The organism is Pseudomonas sp. 2VD (assembly GCF_005503585.1).
Classification (GTDB): Bacteria; Pseudomonadota; Gammaproteobacteria; order Pseudomonadales; family Pseudomonadaceae; genus Pseudomonas; species Pseudomonas aeruginosa.
The window spans coordinates 1-17,771 of record NZ_SCND01000089.1; the positions used below are offsets into that span (position 1 = coordinate 1).

At 64.2% G+C, this 17,771-nt stretch carries 12 protein-coding genes; 11 read left to right on the top strand and 1 reads right to left on the bottom strand.

Going from position 1 to position 17,771, the window contains the following annotated elements; all coding sequences use genetic code 11:
- Positions 1–1,800: penicillin-binding protein 1A (locus FFS27_RS12515; RefSeq protein WP_137952043.1), on the bottom strand; the 1,800-nt coding region annotated here is incomplete at its 3' end.
- Between the two features lie 184 nt (positions 1,801–1,984).
- Here FFS27_RS12515 and pilM point away from each other — a divergent pair.
- From pilM to hemE, 11 genes are all read left to right on the top strand, one after another.
- On the top strand, positions 1,985–3,049 hold the full coding sequence (gene pilM, locus FFS27_RS12520) for a type IV pilus assembly protein PilM (protein ID WP_003110888.1): 1,065 nt from the start codon (positions 1,985–1,987) through the stop codon (positions 3,047–3,049).
- Entirely contained in the window at positions 3,049–3,645 is a 597-nt protein-coding gene (gene pilN / locus FFS27_RS12525) for a type 4a pilus biogenesis protein PilN (protein WP_003095839.1), read from the top strand. The genes pilM and pilN overlap by 1 nt, the downstream gene beginning before the upstream one ends.
- Positions 3,642–4,265, top strand: coding sequence for a type 4a pilus biogenesis protein PilO (pilO, locus tag FFS27_RS12530; protein WP_003103268.1), 624 nt, complete (start codon positions 3,642–3,644; stop codon positions 4,263–4,265). Before pilN ends, pilO begins: the two co-directional genes overlap by 4 nt.
- The gene (gene pilP / locus FFS27_RS12535; protein ID WP_021263517.1) at positions 4,262–4,786 is read left to right on the top strand and encodes a type 4a pilus biogenesis lipoprotein PilP; all 525 of its coding nucleotides are present in this window, start codon (positions 4,262–4,264) and stop codon (positions 4,784–4,786) included. The genes pilO and pilP overlap by 4 nt, the downstream gene beginning before the upstream one ends.
- Before the next feature lie 53 nt (positions 4,787–4,839).
- Positions 4,840–6,984, top strand: coding sequence for a type 4a pilus secretin PilQ (gene pilQ / locus FFS27_RS12540; RefSeq protein WP_003114575.1), 2,145 nt, complete (start codon positions 4,840–4,842; stop codon positions 6,982–6,984).
- A gap of 11 nt (positions 6,985–6,995) precedes the next feature.
- Complete coding sequence (gene aroK, locus FFS27_RS12545; protein WP_003095833.1) at positions 6,996–7,514, top strand: shikimate kinase AroK; 519 nt, start codon at positions 6,996–6,998, stop codon at positions 7,512–7,514.
- Positions 7,515–7,563: 49 nt separating this feature from the next.
- Positions 7,564–8,670: a 3-dehydroquinate synthase gene (gene aroB, locus FFS27_RS12550; protein WP_003107839.1), complete on the top strand. Its 1,107-nt coding sequence runs from the start codon at positions 7,564–7,566 to the stop codon at positions 8,668–8,670.
- Positions 8,671–8,676: 6 nt separating this feature from the next.
- Positions 8,677–10,338 (top strand): AAA family ATPase, encoded by a 1,662-nt coding sequence (locus FFS27_RS12555; RefSeq protein ID WP_023101642.1) that lies wholly within the window; start codon positions 8,677–8,679, stop codon positions 10,336–10,338.
- A 224-nt stretch (positions 10,339–10,562) separates the two neighbouring features.
- Positions 10,563–15,008 (top strand): glutamate synthase large subunit, encoded by a 4,446-nt coding sequence (gltB, locus tag FFS27_RS12560; RefSeq protein ID WP_021263520.1) that lies wholly within the window; start codon positions 10,563–10,565, stop codon positions 15,006–15,008.
- Between the two features lie 28 nt (positions 15,009–15,036).
- Positions 15,037–16,470 carry an FAD-dependent oxidoreductase gene (locus FFS27_RS12565; RefSeq protein WP_003095829.1) on the top strand — a complete coding sequence of 478 codons (1,434 nt, stop codon included), beginning with the start codon at positions 15,037–15,039 and terminating at the stop codon, positions 16,468–16,470.
- Positions 16,471–16,646: 176 nt separating this feature from the next.
- The gene (hemE, locus tag FFS27_RS12570; protein WP_021263521.1) at positions 16,647–17,714 is read left to right on the top strand and encodes a uroporphyrinogen decarboxylase; all 1,068 of its coding nucleotides are present in this window, start codon (positions 16,647–16,649) and stop codon (positions 17,712–17,714) included.
- Positions 17,715–17,771: the final 57 nt, after the last annotated feature.

Here is a 17,771-nt window from a genome sequence, read left to right on the forward strand (position 1 = left end):
GTACAGCACCTGTCCGTCGCGGCTCTCGATGCGTTCGATGACGTACGGATTGACCTTGTAGCCGCCGTTGGCGAATACGCTCCAGGCGCCGGCGATTTCCATCGGTGTGACTGTCGCGGTACCCAGGGCCAGGGAGAAGTTGCGCGGCAGTTCGTCGCGCTGGAAGCCGAACTTGGTGATGTAGCTGATCGCCCGCTCGATGCCCAGGCCCTGCAGGACGCGGATCGAGACCATGTTGCGGGACTTGTACAGGGCTTCGCGCAGCGGGATCGGGCCGAGGAAGGTGTTGGTGTCGTTCTTCGGTCGCCAGACCTTGTCCAGGTACTCGTCGACGAACACGATCGGCGCATCGTTGACCAGGCTGGCGGCGGTGAAACCATTGTCCAGGGCCGCGCTGTAGATGAACGGCTTGAAACTGGAGCCCGGCTGGCGCTTGGCTTGGATCGCGCGGTTGTAGTTGCTCTGCTCGAAGGAGAAGCCGCCGACCAGCGAGCGGATCGCCCCGTCCTTCGGGTCCAGGGAGATCAGCGCGCTCTGTGCGGCGGGAACCTGTACGAAGCGCAGGGTGCCGTCTTCCTGGCGCTGCACGCGGATTTGGTCGCCGGCCTGGGCCACGTCGGCGGGCTGGCGCGGCATCGGGCCCATGCTGTTGTTGCTGAGGAAGGGGCGTGCCCATTTCATGCTGTCCCAGGTCACGGCTTCTTCCTTGCCGTCGCGGGTCATCACCATGATCCCGCTCTTTTCCACCTGGGTGACGATCGCCGGCTCCAGGCCGCCGATGCTGCGTTGCTGGCCCAGGTGCTTGAGCCAGGCATCGCGGGTCTGGCCCGGTAGGCGGGTCTCCGGGCCGCGGTAGCCGTGGCGCTGGTCATAGTCGATGAGGCCGTCGCGGACCGATTGGCTGGCGGCGTTCTGCAGGTCGCTGCGGACCGTGGTGATGACCTTGTAGCCCTCGGTATAGGCCTCGCTGCCGTAGCGGCCGACCATCTCGGCACGTGCCATCTCGGCAATGTAGGGCGCATTCAGTTCGGGGGTCTGCACGTGGTAGGAGGCGTTGATCGGCTCCTCGACGGCGGCCTGGTAGCGCTGCTGGTCGATGAAGCCGAGCTTGAGCATGCGCTCGAGGATCCAGTTGCGCCGCTCCGTACTGCGGGTCGGGTTGACCAGCGGGTTGTAGCGCGAGGGCGCTTTCGGCAGGCCGGCGATCATCGCCATCTCGGCCAGGCTCAAGTCTTTGATCGGCTTGCCGTAATAGACCTGTGCGGCAGCCTCGATGCCATAGGCACGGTTGCCCAGGTAGATCTTGTTGACGTAAAGCTCGAGGATCTCGTCCTTGGTCAGCTGTCGCTCGATCTGCAGAGCCAGGAGGATTTCATTGATCTTTCGCGAGAAGCTTCTTTCATTGGTAAGGAAGTAGTTCTTCGCTACCTGCATGGTGATGGTGCTGCCGCCAGTCTGGATGTGACCGCTTTTCAATAATTGCGCGGCGGCGCGCATTAGGCTTTTCACATCGACGCCATAATGGTTGGCGAAATTGTCGTCCTCGGCGGACAGCAGGGCATGGATGAAGTCCTGCGGGATGTCAGCGAAGCGGATCGGTGTCCGGCGCATCTCGCCGAACTCGGAGATCAGCTTGCCGTCCTCGCTGTAGACCTTGAGGGGGATCTGCAGCTGGACGTTACGCAGAGCTTCCACCGAGGGCAGGCTGGGACTCAGATAGAGATAGGCGCCGCTGAAACTGAGCAGCACTCCACAAATCAGGGTGACGCAAGTCCACCACAGGAACTTCAGCAGGCGCATGGGTAGTTTCGGATTTCCAGGAAAAAGAAAGAGTTAAGCGAATAGGACAGGAAAAAGGCAAAAGCTGTTCACATTATAAGCAATTTTTCTGTGACCTAGCCATTTGCCTGGCCTTCGGCTCTGGTATCTAATGTGAAAAAAGAAGAATCGTTCGTAAGTATTGAACGCTAATAGGGAATTGGTCGTGCTAGGGCTCATAAAGAAGAAAGCGAACACCTTGCTGGGGATCGACATCAGCTCGACCTCGGTAAAGCTCCTTGAGTTGAGCCGCTCCGGAGGCCGCTACAAAGTGGAGGCCTATGCCGTCGAGCCGCTTCCGCCGAATGCAGTCGTGGAAAAGAACATCGTCGAGCTGGAAGGGGTCGGCCAGGCGTTGTCACGGGTGCTGGTCAAGGCGAAAACCAACCTGAAGTCGGCCGTGGTCGCCGTCGCCGGTTCGGCGGTGATCACCAAGACCATCGAGATGGAGGCCGGGCTTTCCGAGGATGAACTGGAAAACCAGCTGAAGATCGAGGCCGACCAGTACATCCCCTATCCGCTGGAGGAAGTCGCCATCGACTTCGAGGTCCAGGGGCTCTCCGCGCGCAATCCCGAGCGCGTGGACGTACTCCTGGCCGCCTGTCGGAAAGAGAACGTCGAGGTTCGCGAAGCGGCCCTGGCGCTGGCCGGCCTGACCGCCAAGGTGGTCGACGTCGAGGCCTACGCGCTGGAGCGCTCCTATGCGCTGCTGAGCAGCCAGCTGGGTGCCGACACCGACCAGTTGACCGTGGCGGTAGTGGACATCGGCGCGACCATGACCACCCTGAGCGTCCTGCACAACGGACGCACCATCTATACCCGCGAACAGCTGTTCGGCGGTCGCCAGCTCACCGAGGAGATCCAGCGGCGTTACGGACTCTCGGTGGAGGAAGCCGGCCTCGCCAAGAAGCAGGGCGGTCTTCCGGATGACTACGACAGCGAAGTTCTGCGTCCGTTCAAGGACGCCGTGGTGCAGCAGGTTTCCCGCTCGCTGCAGTTCTTCTTCGCCGCCGGACAGTTCAACGACGTCGATTACATCGTCCTGGCGGGCGGTACGGCGTCTATCCAGGATCTCGATCGGTTGATCCAGCAGAAGATCGGCACCCCGACCCTGGTCGCCAACCCGTTCGCCGACATGGCGCTGAACGGCAAGGTGAATGCCGGCGCCCTGGCCAGCGACGCTCCGGCGTTGATGATCGCCTGCGGCCTGGCGTTGAGGAGTTTCGACTGATGGCACGGATTAACCTTCTACCCTGGCGCGAAGAGCTGCGCGAGCAGCGCAAGCAGCAGTTCCTGGTGATTCTTGGCGGCGTCCTGGTGGCATCGGCTGCGCTGGTATTCCTTGGCGACCAGTACTTCACCGCGGCCATCGAGAACCAGAACGCCCGCAACGACTTCCTGCGCAAGGAAATCGTCGTACTCGACGCCCGGATCAAGGAAATCAGCGAACTGAAGTCGCGGCGCCAGCAATTGCTCGAGCGGATGAAGATCATCCAGGACCTGCAGGGCAACCGTCCCATCATCGGACGGGTGTTCGACCAGCTCGTGCGGACCTTGCCCGACGGCGTGTATTTCACCGACCTGAAGATGACCGGCAAGAACATCGCCATCGCCGGCGCGGCCGAGTCCAACAACCGCGTTTCCAATCTCATGCGCAACATGGACGCGTCCGAGTGGCTGACCGCTCCGACCCTGAACGAGGTCAAGGCGGTGACCCAGGGCGCGGTGGACCAGGCCAACGTGTTCCAACTGACCGTGCAGCAGACGCAGCCCGGCGAGGAAGACGCCAAGGCGAAGCATGGGGTTGCGCAAGGAGCCAAGAAATGAGTCTGGCCAGTTCCCTGGAAAGTCTGCGCAAGATCGATATCAACGATCTTGACCTGAACAACATCGGTTCCTGGCCGGCGGCGGTCAAGGTCATCGTCTGCGTGCTGCTGACCGCGGCGGTCCTGGCGCTGGGCTACAACTTCCATCTGAGCGACATGCAGGCTCAGCTCGAACAGCAGGCCGCGGAAGAGGAGACGCTCAAGCAGCAGTTCTCCACCAAGGCCTTCCAGGCCGCGAACCTGGAAGCCTACAAGGCACAGATGAAGGAGATGGAAGAGTCCTTCGGCGCCTTGCTGCGGCAGTTGCCCAGCGACACCGAGGTACCCGGGCTGCTCGAGGACATCACTCGTACCGGCCTGGGCAGCGGCCTTGAGTTCGAGGAAATCAAGCTGCTTCCCGAGGTTGCCCAGCAGTTCTACATCGAGCTGCCGATCCAGATCAGCGTGGTCGGCGGCTACCACGACCTGGCGACCTTCGTCAGCGGCGTATCCAGCCTGCCGCGGATCGTCACCCTGCATGACTTCGAGATCAAGCCGGTCGCGCCCGGCAGCACGTCCAAGCTGCGCATGAGCATCCTGGCCAAGACCTATCGCTACAACGACAAGGGGCTGAAGAAATGAGAGCCCGCCTGATTCTGAGCAGCCTGCTGCTCGCCAGCCTGGCCGGATGCGGCGGCGGTTCCGATTTCGCCGATCTGCAGTCCTACATGGTCGAGGTTCGCGCCCGACCCAAGGGTACCATCGAGCCGTTGCCGAAGTTCCAGCCGTACGAGGCCTTCACCTATAGCGCCGCGTCGCTACGCAGCCCGTTCCAGCCGCCGGTGAAGATCGACCTGACCGTGCGGCAGAAGGGCAACAAGGTGATCAAGCCCGATGAGACGCGGGTCAAGCAGTTCCTGGAAGGCTTCAACATCGAGACCTTCGAGATGGTCGGCACCCTGTCCAACGCCCAGGGCACCTTCGCCCTGGTGAAGGGCGCGGGTGGCGTGCACCGGGTGAGGGTCGGGGACTACCTGGGGCGCAACGACGGCAAGGTCGTCGGCATCAGCGAAGGAAAAATAGACGTGATCGAAATCGTTCCTGACGGAGAGGGGAACTGGCTGGAGCGTCCGCGCAGCCTGACTCTCAAGGAACGCTCCTGAGGGCGGGGAAAAACATGCATAACCAACAGCAGTCTGTACAACGGAGTCGGACGATGAACAGTGGCCTCTCGCGCCTCGGGATCGCTTTGCTGGCCGCCATGTTCGCGCCGGCATTGCTCGCCGCGGACCTGGAGAAACTCGACGTGGCGGCACTGCCTGGCGACCGGGTCGAGCTAAAGCTGCAGTTCGACGAGCCCGTCGCCGCGCCGCGTGGCTATACCATCGAGCAGCCGGCGCGAATCGCCCTCGATCTGCCGGGGGTGCAGAACAAGCTCGGCACCAAGAATCGCGAGCTGAGCGTGGGCAATACGCGCAGCGTCACGGTGGTCGAGGCGAAGGATCGCACACGGTTGATCATCAACCTGACCGCGCTGTCGTCCTACACCACTCGGGTGGAAGGCAACAACCTCTTCGTGGTGGTCGGCAATTCGCCGGCCGGCGCCAGCGTCGCTTCCGCCGCTCCGGTCAAGGCAAGCCCGGCTCCGGCCAGCTATGCCCAGCCGATCAAGCCCAAGCCGTACGTGCCGGCGGGTCGTGCCATCCGCAACATCGATTTCCAGCGTGGCGAAAAGGGCGAGGGCAACGTGGTCATCGACCTGTCCGACCCGACCTTGAGCCCGGATATCCAGGAGCAGGGCGGCAAGATCCGCCTGGACTTCGCCAAGACCCAGCTGCCGGATGCGCTGCGGGTTCGCCTGGACGTCAAGGACTTCGCCACGCCGGTGCAGTTCGTCAACGCCAGCGCGCAATCCGACCGTACCAGCATCACCATCGAGCCGAGCGGGCTCTACGACTACCTGGTCTACCAGACCGACAATCGCCTGACCGTCAGCATCAAGCCGATGACCACGGAAGATGCCGAGCGGCGCAAGAAGGACAATTTCGCCTATACCGGCGAGAAACTGTCGCTGAACTTCCAGGACATCGACGTGCGTTCGGTACTGCAACTGATCGCCGACTTCACCGACCTGAATCTGGTGGCCTCGGATACCGTGCAGGGCAATATCACCCTGCGCCTGCAGAACGTGCCGTGGGACCAGGCGCTGGACCTGGTACTGAAGACCAAGGGCCTGGACAAGCGCAAGCTCGGCAACGTACTGCTGGTGGCCCCGGCCGACGAGATCGCCGCCCGTGAGCGCCAGGAGCTGGAAGCGCAGAAGCAGATCGCCGAGTTGGCGCCACTGCGCCGGGAACTGATCCAGGTGAACTACGCCAAGGCCGCGGACATCGCCAAGCTGTTCCAGTCGGTGACCAGCGATGGTGGCCAGGAAGGCAAGGAAGGCGGGCGCGGCTCGATCACCGTCGACGACCGCACCAACAGCATCATCGCCTATCAGCCCCAGGAGCGACTGGACGAACTGCGGCGGATCGTTTCGCAGCTGGATATTCCGGTGCGCCAGGTGATGATCGAGGCACGCATCGTCGAGGCCAACGTCGGTTACGACAAGAGTCTCGGTGTGCGCTGGGGCGGCGCTTATCACAAGGGCAACTGGAGCGGCTACGGGAAGGACGGCAATATCGGGATCAAGGACGAGGACGGCATGAACTGCGGCCCGATCGCCGGTAGCTGTACCTTCCCGACCACGGGTACCAGCAAGTCGCCGTCGCCGTTCGTCGACCTCGGTGCCAAGGATGCTACCTCCGGGATCGGCATCGGCTTCATCACCGACAACATCATCCTCGACCTGCAACTGTCGGCGATGGAAAAGACCGGCAACGGCGAGATCGTCTCCCAACCCAAGGTCGTGACCTCGGACAAGGAAACCGCGAAGATCCTCAAGGGCTCGGAAGTCCCCTACCAGGAGGCCAGTTCCAGCGGCGCTACCAGCACCTCGTTCAAGGAAGCCGCGCTGTCCCTCGAGGTGACCCCGCAGATCACCCCGGACAACCGGATCATCGTCGAAGTGAAGGTGACCAAGGACGCGCCGGATTACCAGAATATGTTGAACGGCGTACCTCCTATCAACAAGAACGAGGTCAACGCCAAGATCCTGGTCAACGACGGCGAGACCATCGTCATCGGCGGCGTGTTCAGTAACGAGCAGAGCAAGTCGGTGGAGAAGGTGCCGTTCCTCGGCGAACTGCCTTACCTGGGGCGGCTGTTCCGGCGTGATACCGTCACCGACCGGAAAAACGAACTTCTGGTTTTCCTGACACCGCGGATCATGAATAATCAGGCCATCGCAATCGGTCGCTGATATCGAACAACGTGGTCAACCTGATCCTCGTCGGCCCGATGGGTGCTGGAAAGAGCACCATCGGGCGCCTGCTCGCCAAGGAGCTGCATCTCGCGTTCAAGGACTCCGACAAGGAGATCGAACAGCGGTGCGGCGCGAATATCCCATGGATCTTCGATGTCGAGGGCGAGGTCGGTTTCCGCGAGCGCGAGCAGGCCATGCTCACCGAACTCTGCGCCGCCGACGGCATGGTGATCGCCACCGGCGGCGGGGCGGTGATGCGCGACGGTAACCGCCAGGTGCTGCGCGCCGGTGGCCGGGTTGTGTACCTGCATGCCTCGGTCGAGCACCAGATCGCGCGCACGGCGCGGGACCGCAACCGCCCCTTGTTGCAGAAGCCCAACCCGGGACAGATCCTCCGCGACCTGATGGCGCTGCGCGACCCGCTCTACCGCGAAATCGCCGATGTGGTGGTGGAGACCGACGAAAGGCCGCCGCGCCTGGTCGTCCAGGAAATTCTCGAACGCCTGCGCAAGTTGCCGCCCCGCTGAGGCGCGGCGAATTGCGTTATCCTATTGCCCTTTCCTGTCTGGGGGCCTCATGCGCACACTTCACGTCGATCTAGGCGAGCGTAGCTATCCCATTTACATCGGTGAAAACCTGCTGGGCGACGCCCGCTGGTTCGCGCCGCATATCGTCGGTCGCCGGGTCGCGGTGATCAGCAACGAAACGGTCGCTCCTCTCTATCTGGAAACTCTGCTCAAGGCACTGCAAGGCCACGAGGTCACCCCTGTGGTGCTGCCCGACGGCGAGGCCTACAAGCAGTGGGAAACCCTGCAACTGATCTTCGATGCCCTGCTGAAGGAGCGGCATGACCGCAAGACTACCCTGATCGCCCTGGGCGGCGGCGTCATCGGTGACATGGCCGGTTTCGCCGCGGCCTGCTACCAGCGTGGGGTCAACTTCATCCAGGTGCCGACCACCCTGTTGTCCCAGGTCGACTCCTCGGTGGGCGGCAAGACCGGGATCAACCATCCGTTGGGCAAGAATATGATCGGTGCGTTCTACCAGCCCCAGGCGGTGGTCATTGACACCGCGTCGCTGAAGACGCTGCCGTCCCGCGAGCTGTCCGCCGGGCTGGCGGAGGTGATCAAGTACGGTTTCATTTGCGACGAACCGTTCATCACCTGGCTGGAAGAGCACATGGATGCCTTGCTGGCACTGGAGCCGACCGTTGTCACCGAGGCCATCGAGCGCTCTTGCGCGGCGAAGGCCCGCGTGGTGGGCGCCGACGAGCGCGAGTCGGGCGTGCGTGCCACGCTGAACCTCGGCCATACCTTCGGTCACGCGATCGAGACCCAGCAAGGTTACGGCGTCTGGTTGCACGGCGAAGCGGTAGGGGCGGGAACCGTGATGGCACTCGAGATGTCGCATCGGTTGGGTTGGCTGAGCGCCGCCGAGCGCGATCGCGGTATCCGTCTGCTGCGCCGGGCTGGCCTGCCCGTGGTACCGCCGGCCGAGATGACGGCGGAAGATTTTATGGAACACATGGCCGTCGACAAGAAAGTGCTCGATGGCCGCCTGCGTCTGGTTTTGCTGCAAGGACTGGGGAATGCCGTGGTCACCGGCGATTTTCCCCGTGAGATCTTGGACGCGACCCTGCGCACCGACTATCGGGCCTTGGCCGACCAGCTTGGAGATGAATGAGGTCCCATGACCAGCTTGCATGCCGATGAGGCCTTCCTGGGCCACTACCAATTCAGTCACGACCCGTTCGCGCCGCGCGTTCCGGGTTTCAAGTTCTTCCCGGCGCAGCGCAAGCCGGTGCTCGGCCAGTTGCACCATCTGGCCCGCTACAGCCAGCTCCTGCTGCTGGTCACCGGGCCCCTGGGCAGCGGCAAGACCCTGCTGCGCCAGGCGCTGGTGGCCAGCACCAACAAGGATGCGGTCCTCAGCGTGGTGATCTCGGCGCGCACCGCCGCCGACGAGACTTCGTTGCTGCGCCAGGTGGCGCAGGGCCTGAGCATCAACCAGGCGAGCCTGGAGGCGATCCTGACCAAGGTGGCGCAGCTGGCGATCACCGGGCAGGACGTCTACCTGATGGTGGACGATGCCGAGCAGCTCCAGGACAGCGCGCTGGAAGTGCTGTTGCTGCTGGCTTCCGGCACCAACGAGGGACGCCTGCATGTATTCCTGTTCGGTGAGCCGTCGTTGCTGCCGCGCCTGGAGGTGTTTTCCGAGGGTGAGGAGCGCTTCCATGCCATCGAGTTGCAGCCATACAGCGAAGAGGAAACCCGCGACTACCTGGCCCAGCGTCTCGAGGGCGCCGGGCAGGGCATCGAGCTGATTTCCAACGACCTGCTGGTGGACATCCACGAGCAGTCGGAAGGCTGGCCGGGAGCGATCAACCAGGTCGCCCGCGATGCCCTGATCGAAGCGATGCTGGCCAATCGTGGCGCAGCGCGCAAGGCAACCGGAGGGTCTTTCAACTTGCCCAAGAAGCATCTGGTGATTCTTGCGGTCGTGGCCATCGGCGTGATCGCCGCCTGGTTCATGCAAGGCAAGAGCAAGCCGGAGGCGCCGCAGACCGCCTCTACCGAATTGTCCATGAATGGCGCTACGCCGGCCCAGGCCCAGCAGCCGGGCAGCGGCCCGGCCGTGGAGTTCAACGGCTCCAGCCAGCCGTTGCCGCTACCGTTGGTCGGCGAGTCGCAGCCGGTCATTCGCGAGCCGCTGGCCCAGGCCGCCGGGCAAGGTGGCGACGACGAAGGCGGCCTGCCGTCCGCCGCGGTGCCGCCTACCGTTTCCAGCTCGGCTCCTCCGGTGACGCCGCTGGCCAACAACGGCGTCACGCCGATGCATCCGGTGCCGCCGGCGCCGACCGAACCGACCGCGCCTGCGGCGACCCCGACTCCGACTCCGACGCAGACCCCGGCACCGGCCGCGCCGGTCGCCAGCGCCCCGGCCAGCAAGCCGGCCCCGGCCCCCGCTCCGGCCAAGCCGGCGGCGAGCAAGCCGGCCACCACCGCTGCGGCGAAGCCGGCCCCGGCTCCGGCCGCCAAGCCGGCCAGCGGTGGCGGTGCGGGAAGCCAGTGGTATCGCAACCAGTCTGGTGGTAACTTCGCCCTGCAGATCCTCGGTACCGGCTCCGAAGCCAATGCCCAGGCGTTCATTCGCCAGCAGGGCGGCGGCGATTTCCGCTACTTCAAGAAAACCCTGCAAGGCAAGCCGTTCTACGTCGTCACCTATGGCAGCTTCCCGAACCGTGCCGCCGCCCTGGCCGCAGTGAAAAAACTGCCGTCCAAGGTGCAGGCCGGCAAGCCGTGGCCGCGTACCTTCGCCAGCATCCAGCAGGAGATCGGCCAGGCGCATTGATCCGACCTGCCGTCGCCTCTTGACGAAACTCGCTAGTCGTTAGCATGACCGGCGGGTTTCGTCTTTCATTTTGGCGACATTGAATTTCATTTTCTCGCCGCAAAATTTGTGAGGCCTTGTGCACCTATGTACAATGGCCTCCCTTTGCCTGTCGAAAACTCGCCGCATGAGCGGGTGACAGGCGAAGTAGATGACTAAAAAAGTTTTGCCGGTGAGAGTTCCTTATGAAAGCAGGTCTGTACCATCCTGAAACGTTCAAGGATAACTGCGGATTTGGCCTGATCGCCCATATGCAGGGCGAGCCGAGCCATCAACTTCTGCAAACCGCAATCGAAGCACTGACCTGCATGACCCACCGCGGTGGGATCAATGCCGATGGCAAGACCGGGGACGGCTGCGGGCTGCTGATCCAGAAGCCCGACCTGTTCCTGCGTGCCGTCGCCAGGGAAGCCTTTTCTGTCGACCTGCCCGAGCAATACGCGGTGGGCATGGTGTTCTTCAACCAGGACCCGGTGAAAGCCGAGGCGGCACGCGAGAACATGAATCGCGAGATCGTCGCCGCCGGACTGGAGCTGGTCGGCTGGCGCAAGGTGCCGATCGATACCAGCGTTCTCGGCCGCCTGGCGCTGGAGCGCCTGCCGCAGATCGAACAGGTGTTCATCGGCGGCGCCGGCCTGAGCGACCAGGACTTCGCCATCAAGCTGTTCAGCGCACGGCGCCGCTCGTCGGTGGCCAACGCCGCCGACAGCGACCACTACATCTGCAGCTTTTCGCACAAGACCATCATCTATAAGGGCCTGATGATGCCGGCCGACCTGGCCGCCTTCTATCCGGACCTTGGCGACGAGCGCCTGCAGACCGCGATCTGCGTATTCCACCAGCGCTTCTCCACCAACACCCTGCCGAAATGGCCGCTGGCGCAGCCTTTCCGCTTCCTCGCCCACAACGGCGAGATCAACACCATCACCGGCAACCGCAACTGGGCCCAGGCGCGGCGGACCAAGTTCACCAACGAACTGATCCCCGACCTGGAAGAGCTAGGCCCGCTGGTGAACCGCGTCGGCTCCGACTCGTCGAGCATGGACAACATGCTCGAACTGATGGTCACCGGCGGCATGGACCTGTTCCGCGGCCTGCGCATGATCATCCCGCCGGCCTGGCAGAACGTCGAGACCATGGACGCCGACCTGCGCGCGTTCTACGAGTACAACTCGCTGCATATGGAGCCCTGGGATGGCCCCGCCGGCGTCGTGCTGACCGACGGTCGCTATGCCGTCTGCCTGCTCGACCGCAATGGCCTGCGCCCGTCGCGCTGGGTCACCACGAAGAACGGCTACATCACCCTGGCCTCGGAAATCGGCGTCTGGGACTACAAGCCCGAGGACGTCATCGCCAAGGGTCGCGTCGGTCCGGGGCAGATCCTCGCGGTGGACACCGAGACCGGCCAGGTCCTGCACAGCGACGACATCGACAACCGCCTGAAGTCGCGCCATCCCTACAAGCAATGGCTGCGGCAGAATGCCCTGCGCATCCAGGCGACCCTGGACGACGACCATGGCGTGGCCAGCTACGACGCCGACCAGCTCAAGCAATTCATGAAGATGTTCCAGGTCACCTTCGAGGAGCGTGACCAGGTGCTGCGTCCGCTCGGTGAGCAGGGCCAGGAAGCGGTTGGCTCCATGGGCGACGATACGCCGATGGCGATCCTCTCCCGGCGCATCCGCTCTCCGTACGATTACTTCCGCCAGCAATTCGCCCAGGTCACCAACCCGCCGATCGACCCGCTGCGCGAAGCCATCGTGATGTCCCTGGAAACCTGCCTGGGCGTCGAGCAGAACATCTTCGAGGAAGCCCCGCACCATGCCAACCAGGCGATCCTCACCACTCCGGTGATCTCGCCGGCGAAGTGGCGGACCATCATGACCCTGGACCGCCCGGGCTTCGACCGCCACTTCATCGACCTCAACTACGACGAGTCGATGGGCCTGGAGGCCGCGGTGCGCAACATCGCCGACCAGGCCGAGGAAGCCGTGCGCGGCGGCAAGGTGCTGCTGATCCTCAGCGACCGCCATATCGCTCCCGGCAAACTGCCGGTGCATGCTGCCCTGGCCGTCGGCGCGGTGCACCACCGCCTGGTGCAGACCGGGCTGCGCTGCGACTCCAACATCCTGGTGGAGACCGCCACCGCCCGCGATCCGCACCATTTCGCGGTGCTGATCGGCTTCGGCGCCTCGGCGGTCTATCCGTTCCTCGCCTACGAGGTGCTGGCCGACCTGATCCGCACCGGTGAAGTGCTGGGCGACCTCTACGAGGTGTTCAAGTACTACCGCAAGGGGATCTCCAAGGGCCTGATGAAGATTCTCTCGAAGATGGGCATCTCCACCGTCGCGTCCTACCGTGGCGCGCAGCTGTTCGAGGCTGTGGGCCTGTCCGACGAGGTCACCGACCTGTGCTTCACCGGAGTCGCCAGCCGCATCCAGGGCGCGCGCTTCGTCGATATCGAGAACGAGCAGAAGCTCCTGGCCGCCGAGGCCTGGAGCAACCGCAAGCCGATCCAGCAGGGCGGCTTGCTGAAGTTCGTCTATGGCGGCGAATACCACGCCTACAACCCGGATGTGGTGAATACCCTGCAGGCTGCCGTGCAGCAGGGCGACTACGAGAAGTTCAAGGAATACACCGCGCTGGTGGACCAGCGCCCGGTGTCGATGATCCGCGACCTGTTGCAGGTGAAGACCACCGCGCAGCCGCTGGCGCTCGACGAGGTGGAGCCGCTGGAAGCCATCTTCAAGCGCTTCGATGCCGCCGGGATTTCCCTCGGCGCGCTGTCGCCGGAGGCCCACGAGGCGCTGGCCGAGGCGATGAACACCCTGGGCGGTCGCTCCAACTCTGGCGAGGGCGGCGAGGACCCGGCGCGCTACGGCACGCTGAAGAGTTCGAAGATCAAGCAGGTGGCTACCGGCCGCTTCGGCGTGACCCCGGAATACCTGGTCAACGCCGAGGTCCTGCAGATCAAGGTGGCCCAGGGCGCCAAGCCCGGCGAGGGCGGCCAGTTGCCGGGCGGCAAGGTCAACGGCCTGATCGCCCGCCTGCGCTATGCGGTGCCCGGCGTGACCCTGATCTCGCCGCCGCCGCACCACGACATCTACTCCATCGAAGACCTGGCGCAGCTGATCTTCGACCTCAAGCAGGTCAACCCGCAGGCGCTGGTATCGGTGAAGCTGGTGTCGGAGCCGGGCGTCGGCACCATCGCCGCCGGCGTGGCCAAGGCCTATGCGGACCTGATCACCATCTCCGGCTACGACGGCGGTACCGGCGCCTCGCCGATCACCTCGATCAAGTACGCCGGCTCGCCCTGGGAACTGGGCCTGGCGGAAACCCACCAGACCCTGCGCGGCAACGACCTGCGCGGCAAGGTCCGGGTGCAGACCGATGGCGGCCTGAAGACCGGCCTGGACGTGATCAAGGCGGCCATCCTCGGCGCCGAGAGCTTCGGCTTCGGCACCGCGCCGATGATCGCCCTGGGCTGCAAGTACCTGCGCATCTGCCACCTGAACAACTGCGCCACCGGCGTGGCGACGCAGAACGACAAGCTGCGCAAGGACCACTTCATCGGCACCACCGCGATGGTGATCAACTTCTTCACCTTCATTGCCTCGGAAACCCGCGAGTGGCTGGCGCGCCTCGGTGTGCGCAGCCTGGGCGAGCTGATCGGCCGCACCGACCTGCTGGAGATCCTCCCCGGCGAGACCGCCAAGCAGCAGAACCTGGATCTCGCTCCGTTGCTGGGCAGTGAGCTGATCCCGGCCGACAAGCCGCAGTTCTGCGAGGTGGAGAAAAACCCGCCGTTCGACCAGGGCCTGCTGGCCGAGAAGATGGTCGAGCTGTCGAAGGCCGCCATCGAAGGCCTGAGCGGCGGCGAGTACGAGCTGGACATCTGCAACTGCGACCGATCCATCGGCGCGCGGGTATCCGGCGAGATCGCCCGCCTGCACGGCAACCAGGGCATGGCCAAGGCACCGGTGGTGTTCCGTTTCAAGGGCACCGCGGGACAGAGCTTCGGCGTGTGGAACGCCGGTGGCCTGCACCTGTACCTGGAAGGCGACGCCAACGACTACGTAGGCAAGGGCATGACCGGCGGCAAGCTGGTGATCACCCCGCCCAAGGGCAGTCCGTTCAAGACCCAGGAATCGGCCATCGTCGGCAACACCTGCCTGTACGGCGCCACCGGCGGCAAGCTGTTCGCCGCCGGAACCGCCGGCGAGCGCTTCGCCGTGCGCAACTCCGGTTCCCATGCGGTGGTGGAAGGTACCGGCGACCACTGCTGCGAATACATGACCGGCGGTTTCGTCTGCGTGCTGGGCAAGACCGGCTACAACTTCGGCTCCGGCATGACCGGGGGCTTCGCCTACGTCCTCGACATGGACAACACTTTCGTCGACCGCGTGAACCACGAGCTGGTGGAAATCCAGCGGATCAGCGGCGAGGCGATGGAGGCCTATCGCAGCCACCTGCGCAAGGTCCTGGTCGAGTACGTGAACGAAACGGCAAGCGAGTGGGGCGCGAACATCCTGGAAAACCTGGATGACTACCTGCGTCGGTTCTGGCTGGTGAAACCGAAGGCGGCCAGCCTCGGTTCGCTGCTGACCAGCACCCGTGCCAACCCGCAATAAGCGCCCGAAGTTGTGATGAGGTTTCGATATGTCTGAACGTCTGAATTCCGACCGCCTGAACAACGACTTCCAGTTCATCGAAGTCGGGCGCAAGGACCCGAAGAAGAAGCTGCTGCGCCAGCGCAAGCGCGAGTTCGTGGAGATCCACGACCTGTTCAAGCCGCAGCAGGCCGCCGACCAGGCCCACCGCTGCCTGGGCTGCGGCAACCCCTACTGCGAGTGGAAGTGCCCGGTGCACAACTTCATCCCGAACTGGCTGAAGCTGGTTTCCGAAGGCAACATCCTGGCCGCCGCCGAACTGTCGCACCAGACCAACACCCTGCCGGAAGTCTGCGGCCGGGTCTGCCCGCAGGACCGCCTCTGCGAGGGTGCCTGTACCCTCAACGACGGCTTTGGCGCGGTGACCATCGGCTCGGTGGAGAAATACATCACCGATACGGCCTTCGCCATGGGCTGGCGCCCGGACCTGTCCAAGGTCAAGCCGACCGGCAGGCGCGTCGCGGTGATCGGTGCCGGCCCGGCCGGCCTCGGCTGCGCCGACGTGCTGGTGCGCAACGGCGTGACCCCGGTGGTGTTCGACCGCAACCCGGAGATCGGCGGCCTGCTGACCTTCGGCATTCCCGAGTTCAAGCTGGAGAAGCACGTCCTCAGCCGTCGCCGCGAGGTGTTCACCGGCATGGGCATCGAGTTCCGCCTGAACACCGAGATCGGCAAGGATGTGACCATGGAGCAGTTGCTCGATGAGTACGATGCCGTGTTCATGGGGATGGGCACCTACACCTACATGAAGGGTGGTTTCCCCGGCGAGGACCTGCCGGGCGTACACGACGCCCTGGACTTCCTCATCGCCAACGTGAACCGCAACCTCGGCTTCGAGAAGTCGGCCGAGGACTTCGTCGATATGAAGGGCAAGCGCGTGGTGGTCCTGGGCGGCGGCGACACCGCGATGGACTGCAACCGCACTTCGATCCGCCAGGGCGCCAAGTCGGTTACCTGTGCCTATCGCCGTGACGAAGAAAACATGCCGGGTTCGCGCAAGGAAGTGAAGAACGCCAAGGAAGAGGGCGTGAAGTTCCTCTTCAACCGCCAGCCCATCGCCATCGTCGGCGAGGACCGGGTGGAAGGCGTGAAGGTGGTCGAGACCCGTCTCGGCGAGCCGGACGCCCGCGGACGCCGCAGCCCCGAACCGATTCCCGGCTCCGAGGAGATCATCCCGGCGGAAGCCGTGCTGATCGCCTTCGGCTTCCGGCCGAGTCCGGCGCCGTGGTTCGAGCGCTTCGAGATCGCCACCGACAGCCAGGGCCGCGTGGTGGCTCCGGCGCAGGCGCAGTTCAAGCACCAGACCAGCAACCCGAAGATCTTCGCCGGTGGCGACATGGTCCGTGGTTCCGACCTAGTGGTGACGGCGATCTTCGAAGGACGTACCGCGGCCGAAGGCATCCTCGACTACCTTGGCGTCTGATCCGCGGCGCCACCGGCGCTGCGACAAATCACCGCGATAGACAAAAGGCACGGCCCCCGCCGTGCCTTTTGTTTTGTGCTTTGCGACAATAGCGGCCCTTTTCGCCCGCCGGCCTGTGGATAACCCCCTTCCGCACGCGCCCGCGTGAAGCCAGCAGCCTTTGATCGGATGCCGTTATGACTGCCCTGAAGAACGACCGCTTCCTCCGCGCCCTGCTCAAGCAGCCCGTCGATGTCACCCCCGTCTGGATGATGCGCCAGGCCGGTCGTTACCTGCCGGAATACCGTGCCACCCGTGCCAAGGCCGGCGATTTCATGAGCCTGTGCATGAACCCCGAGCTGGCCTGCGAAGTGACCCTGCAGCCGCTGGACCGTTACCCGCAGCTGGACGCCGCGATCCTCTTCTCCGATATCCTGACCATTCCCGATGCCATGGGCCAGGGCCTGTACTTCGAGACCGGAGAAGGCCCGCGCTTCCGCAAGGTGGTCTCGTCGCTGGCCGACATCGAGGCGCTGCCGGTTCCCGACCCGGAACAGGACCTGGGCTATGTGATGGACGCCGTGCGCACCATCCGCCGCGAGCTGAACGGCCGCGTACCGCTGATCGGCTTCTCCGGCAGCCCCTGGACCCTCGCCACCTACATGGTCGAGGGCGGCTCGAGCAAGGACTTCCGCAAGTCCAAGGCGATGCTCTACGACAACCCCAAGGCCATGCACGCCCTGCTGGACAAGCTGGCGCAATCGGTGACCAGCTACCTCAACGGGCAGATCCGCGCCGGCGCCCAGGCGGTGCAGATCTTCGACTCGTGGGGCGGCAGCCTGTCGGCGGCGGCCTACCAGGAGTTCTCCCTGGCCTACATGCGCAAGATCGTCGATGGATTGATCCGTGAGCACGACGGACGCCGGGTGCCGGTGATCCTCTTCACCAAGGGAGGCGGCCTGTGGCTGGAGTCGATGGCCGAGGTCGGCGCCGAGGCGCTGGGCCTGGACTGGACCTGCGACATCGGCAGCGCCCGGGCCCGTGTCGGTGAGCGTGTAGCCCTGCAAGGCAACATGGATCCCTCGGTGCTCTACGCCAATCCGGCGGCGATCCGCGCCGAAGTCGCGCGGATCCTGGCGGCCTACGGCGAGGGTACGGGGCATGTGTTCAATCTCGGCCACGGCATCACCCCGGAAGTCGACCCGGCCCATGCCGGCGCCTTCTTCGAGGCGGTGCACGAGCTGTCGGCGCAGTACCACGGCTGAGCCGGAACGAAAGAAGGGGAGCCGAGGCTCCCCTTTTTCATGCGCGGGCCGACGGCC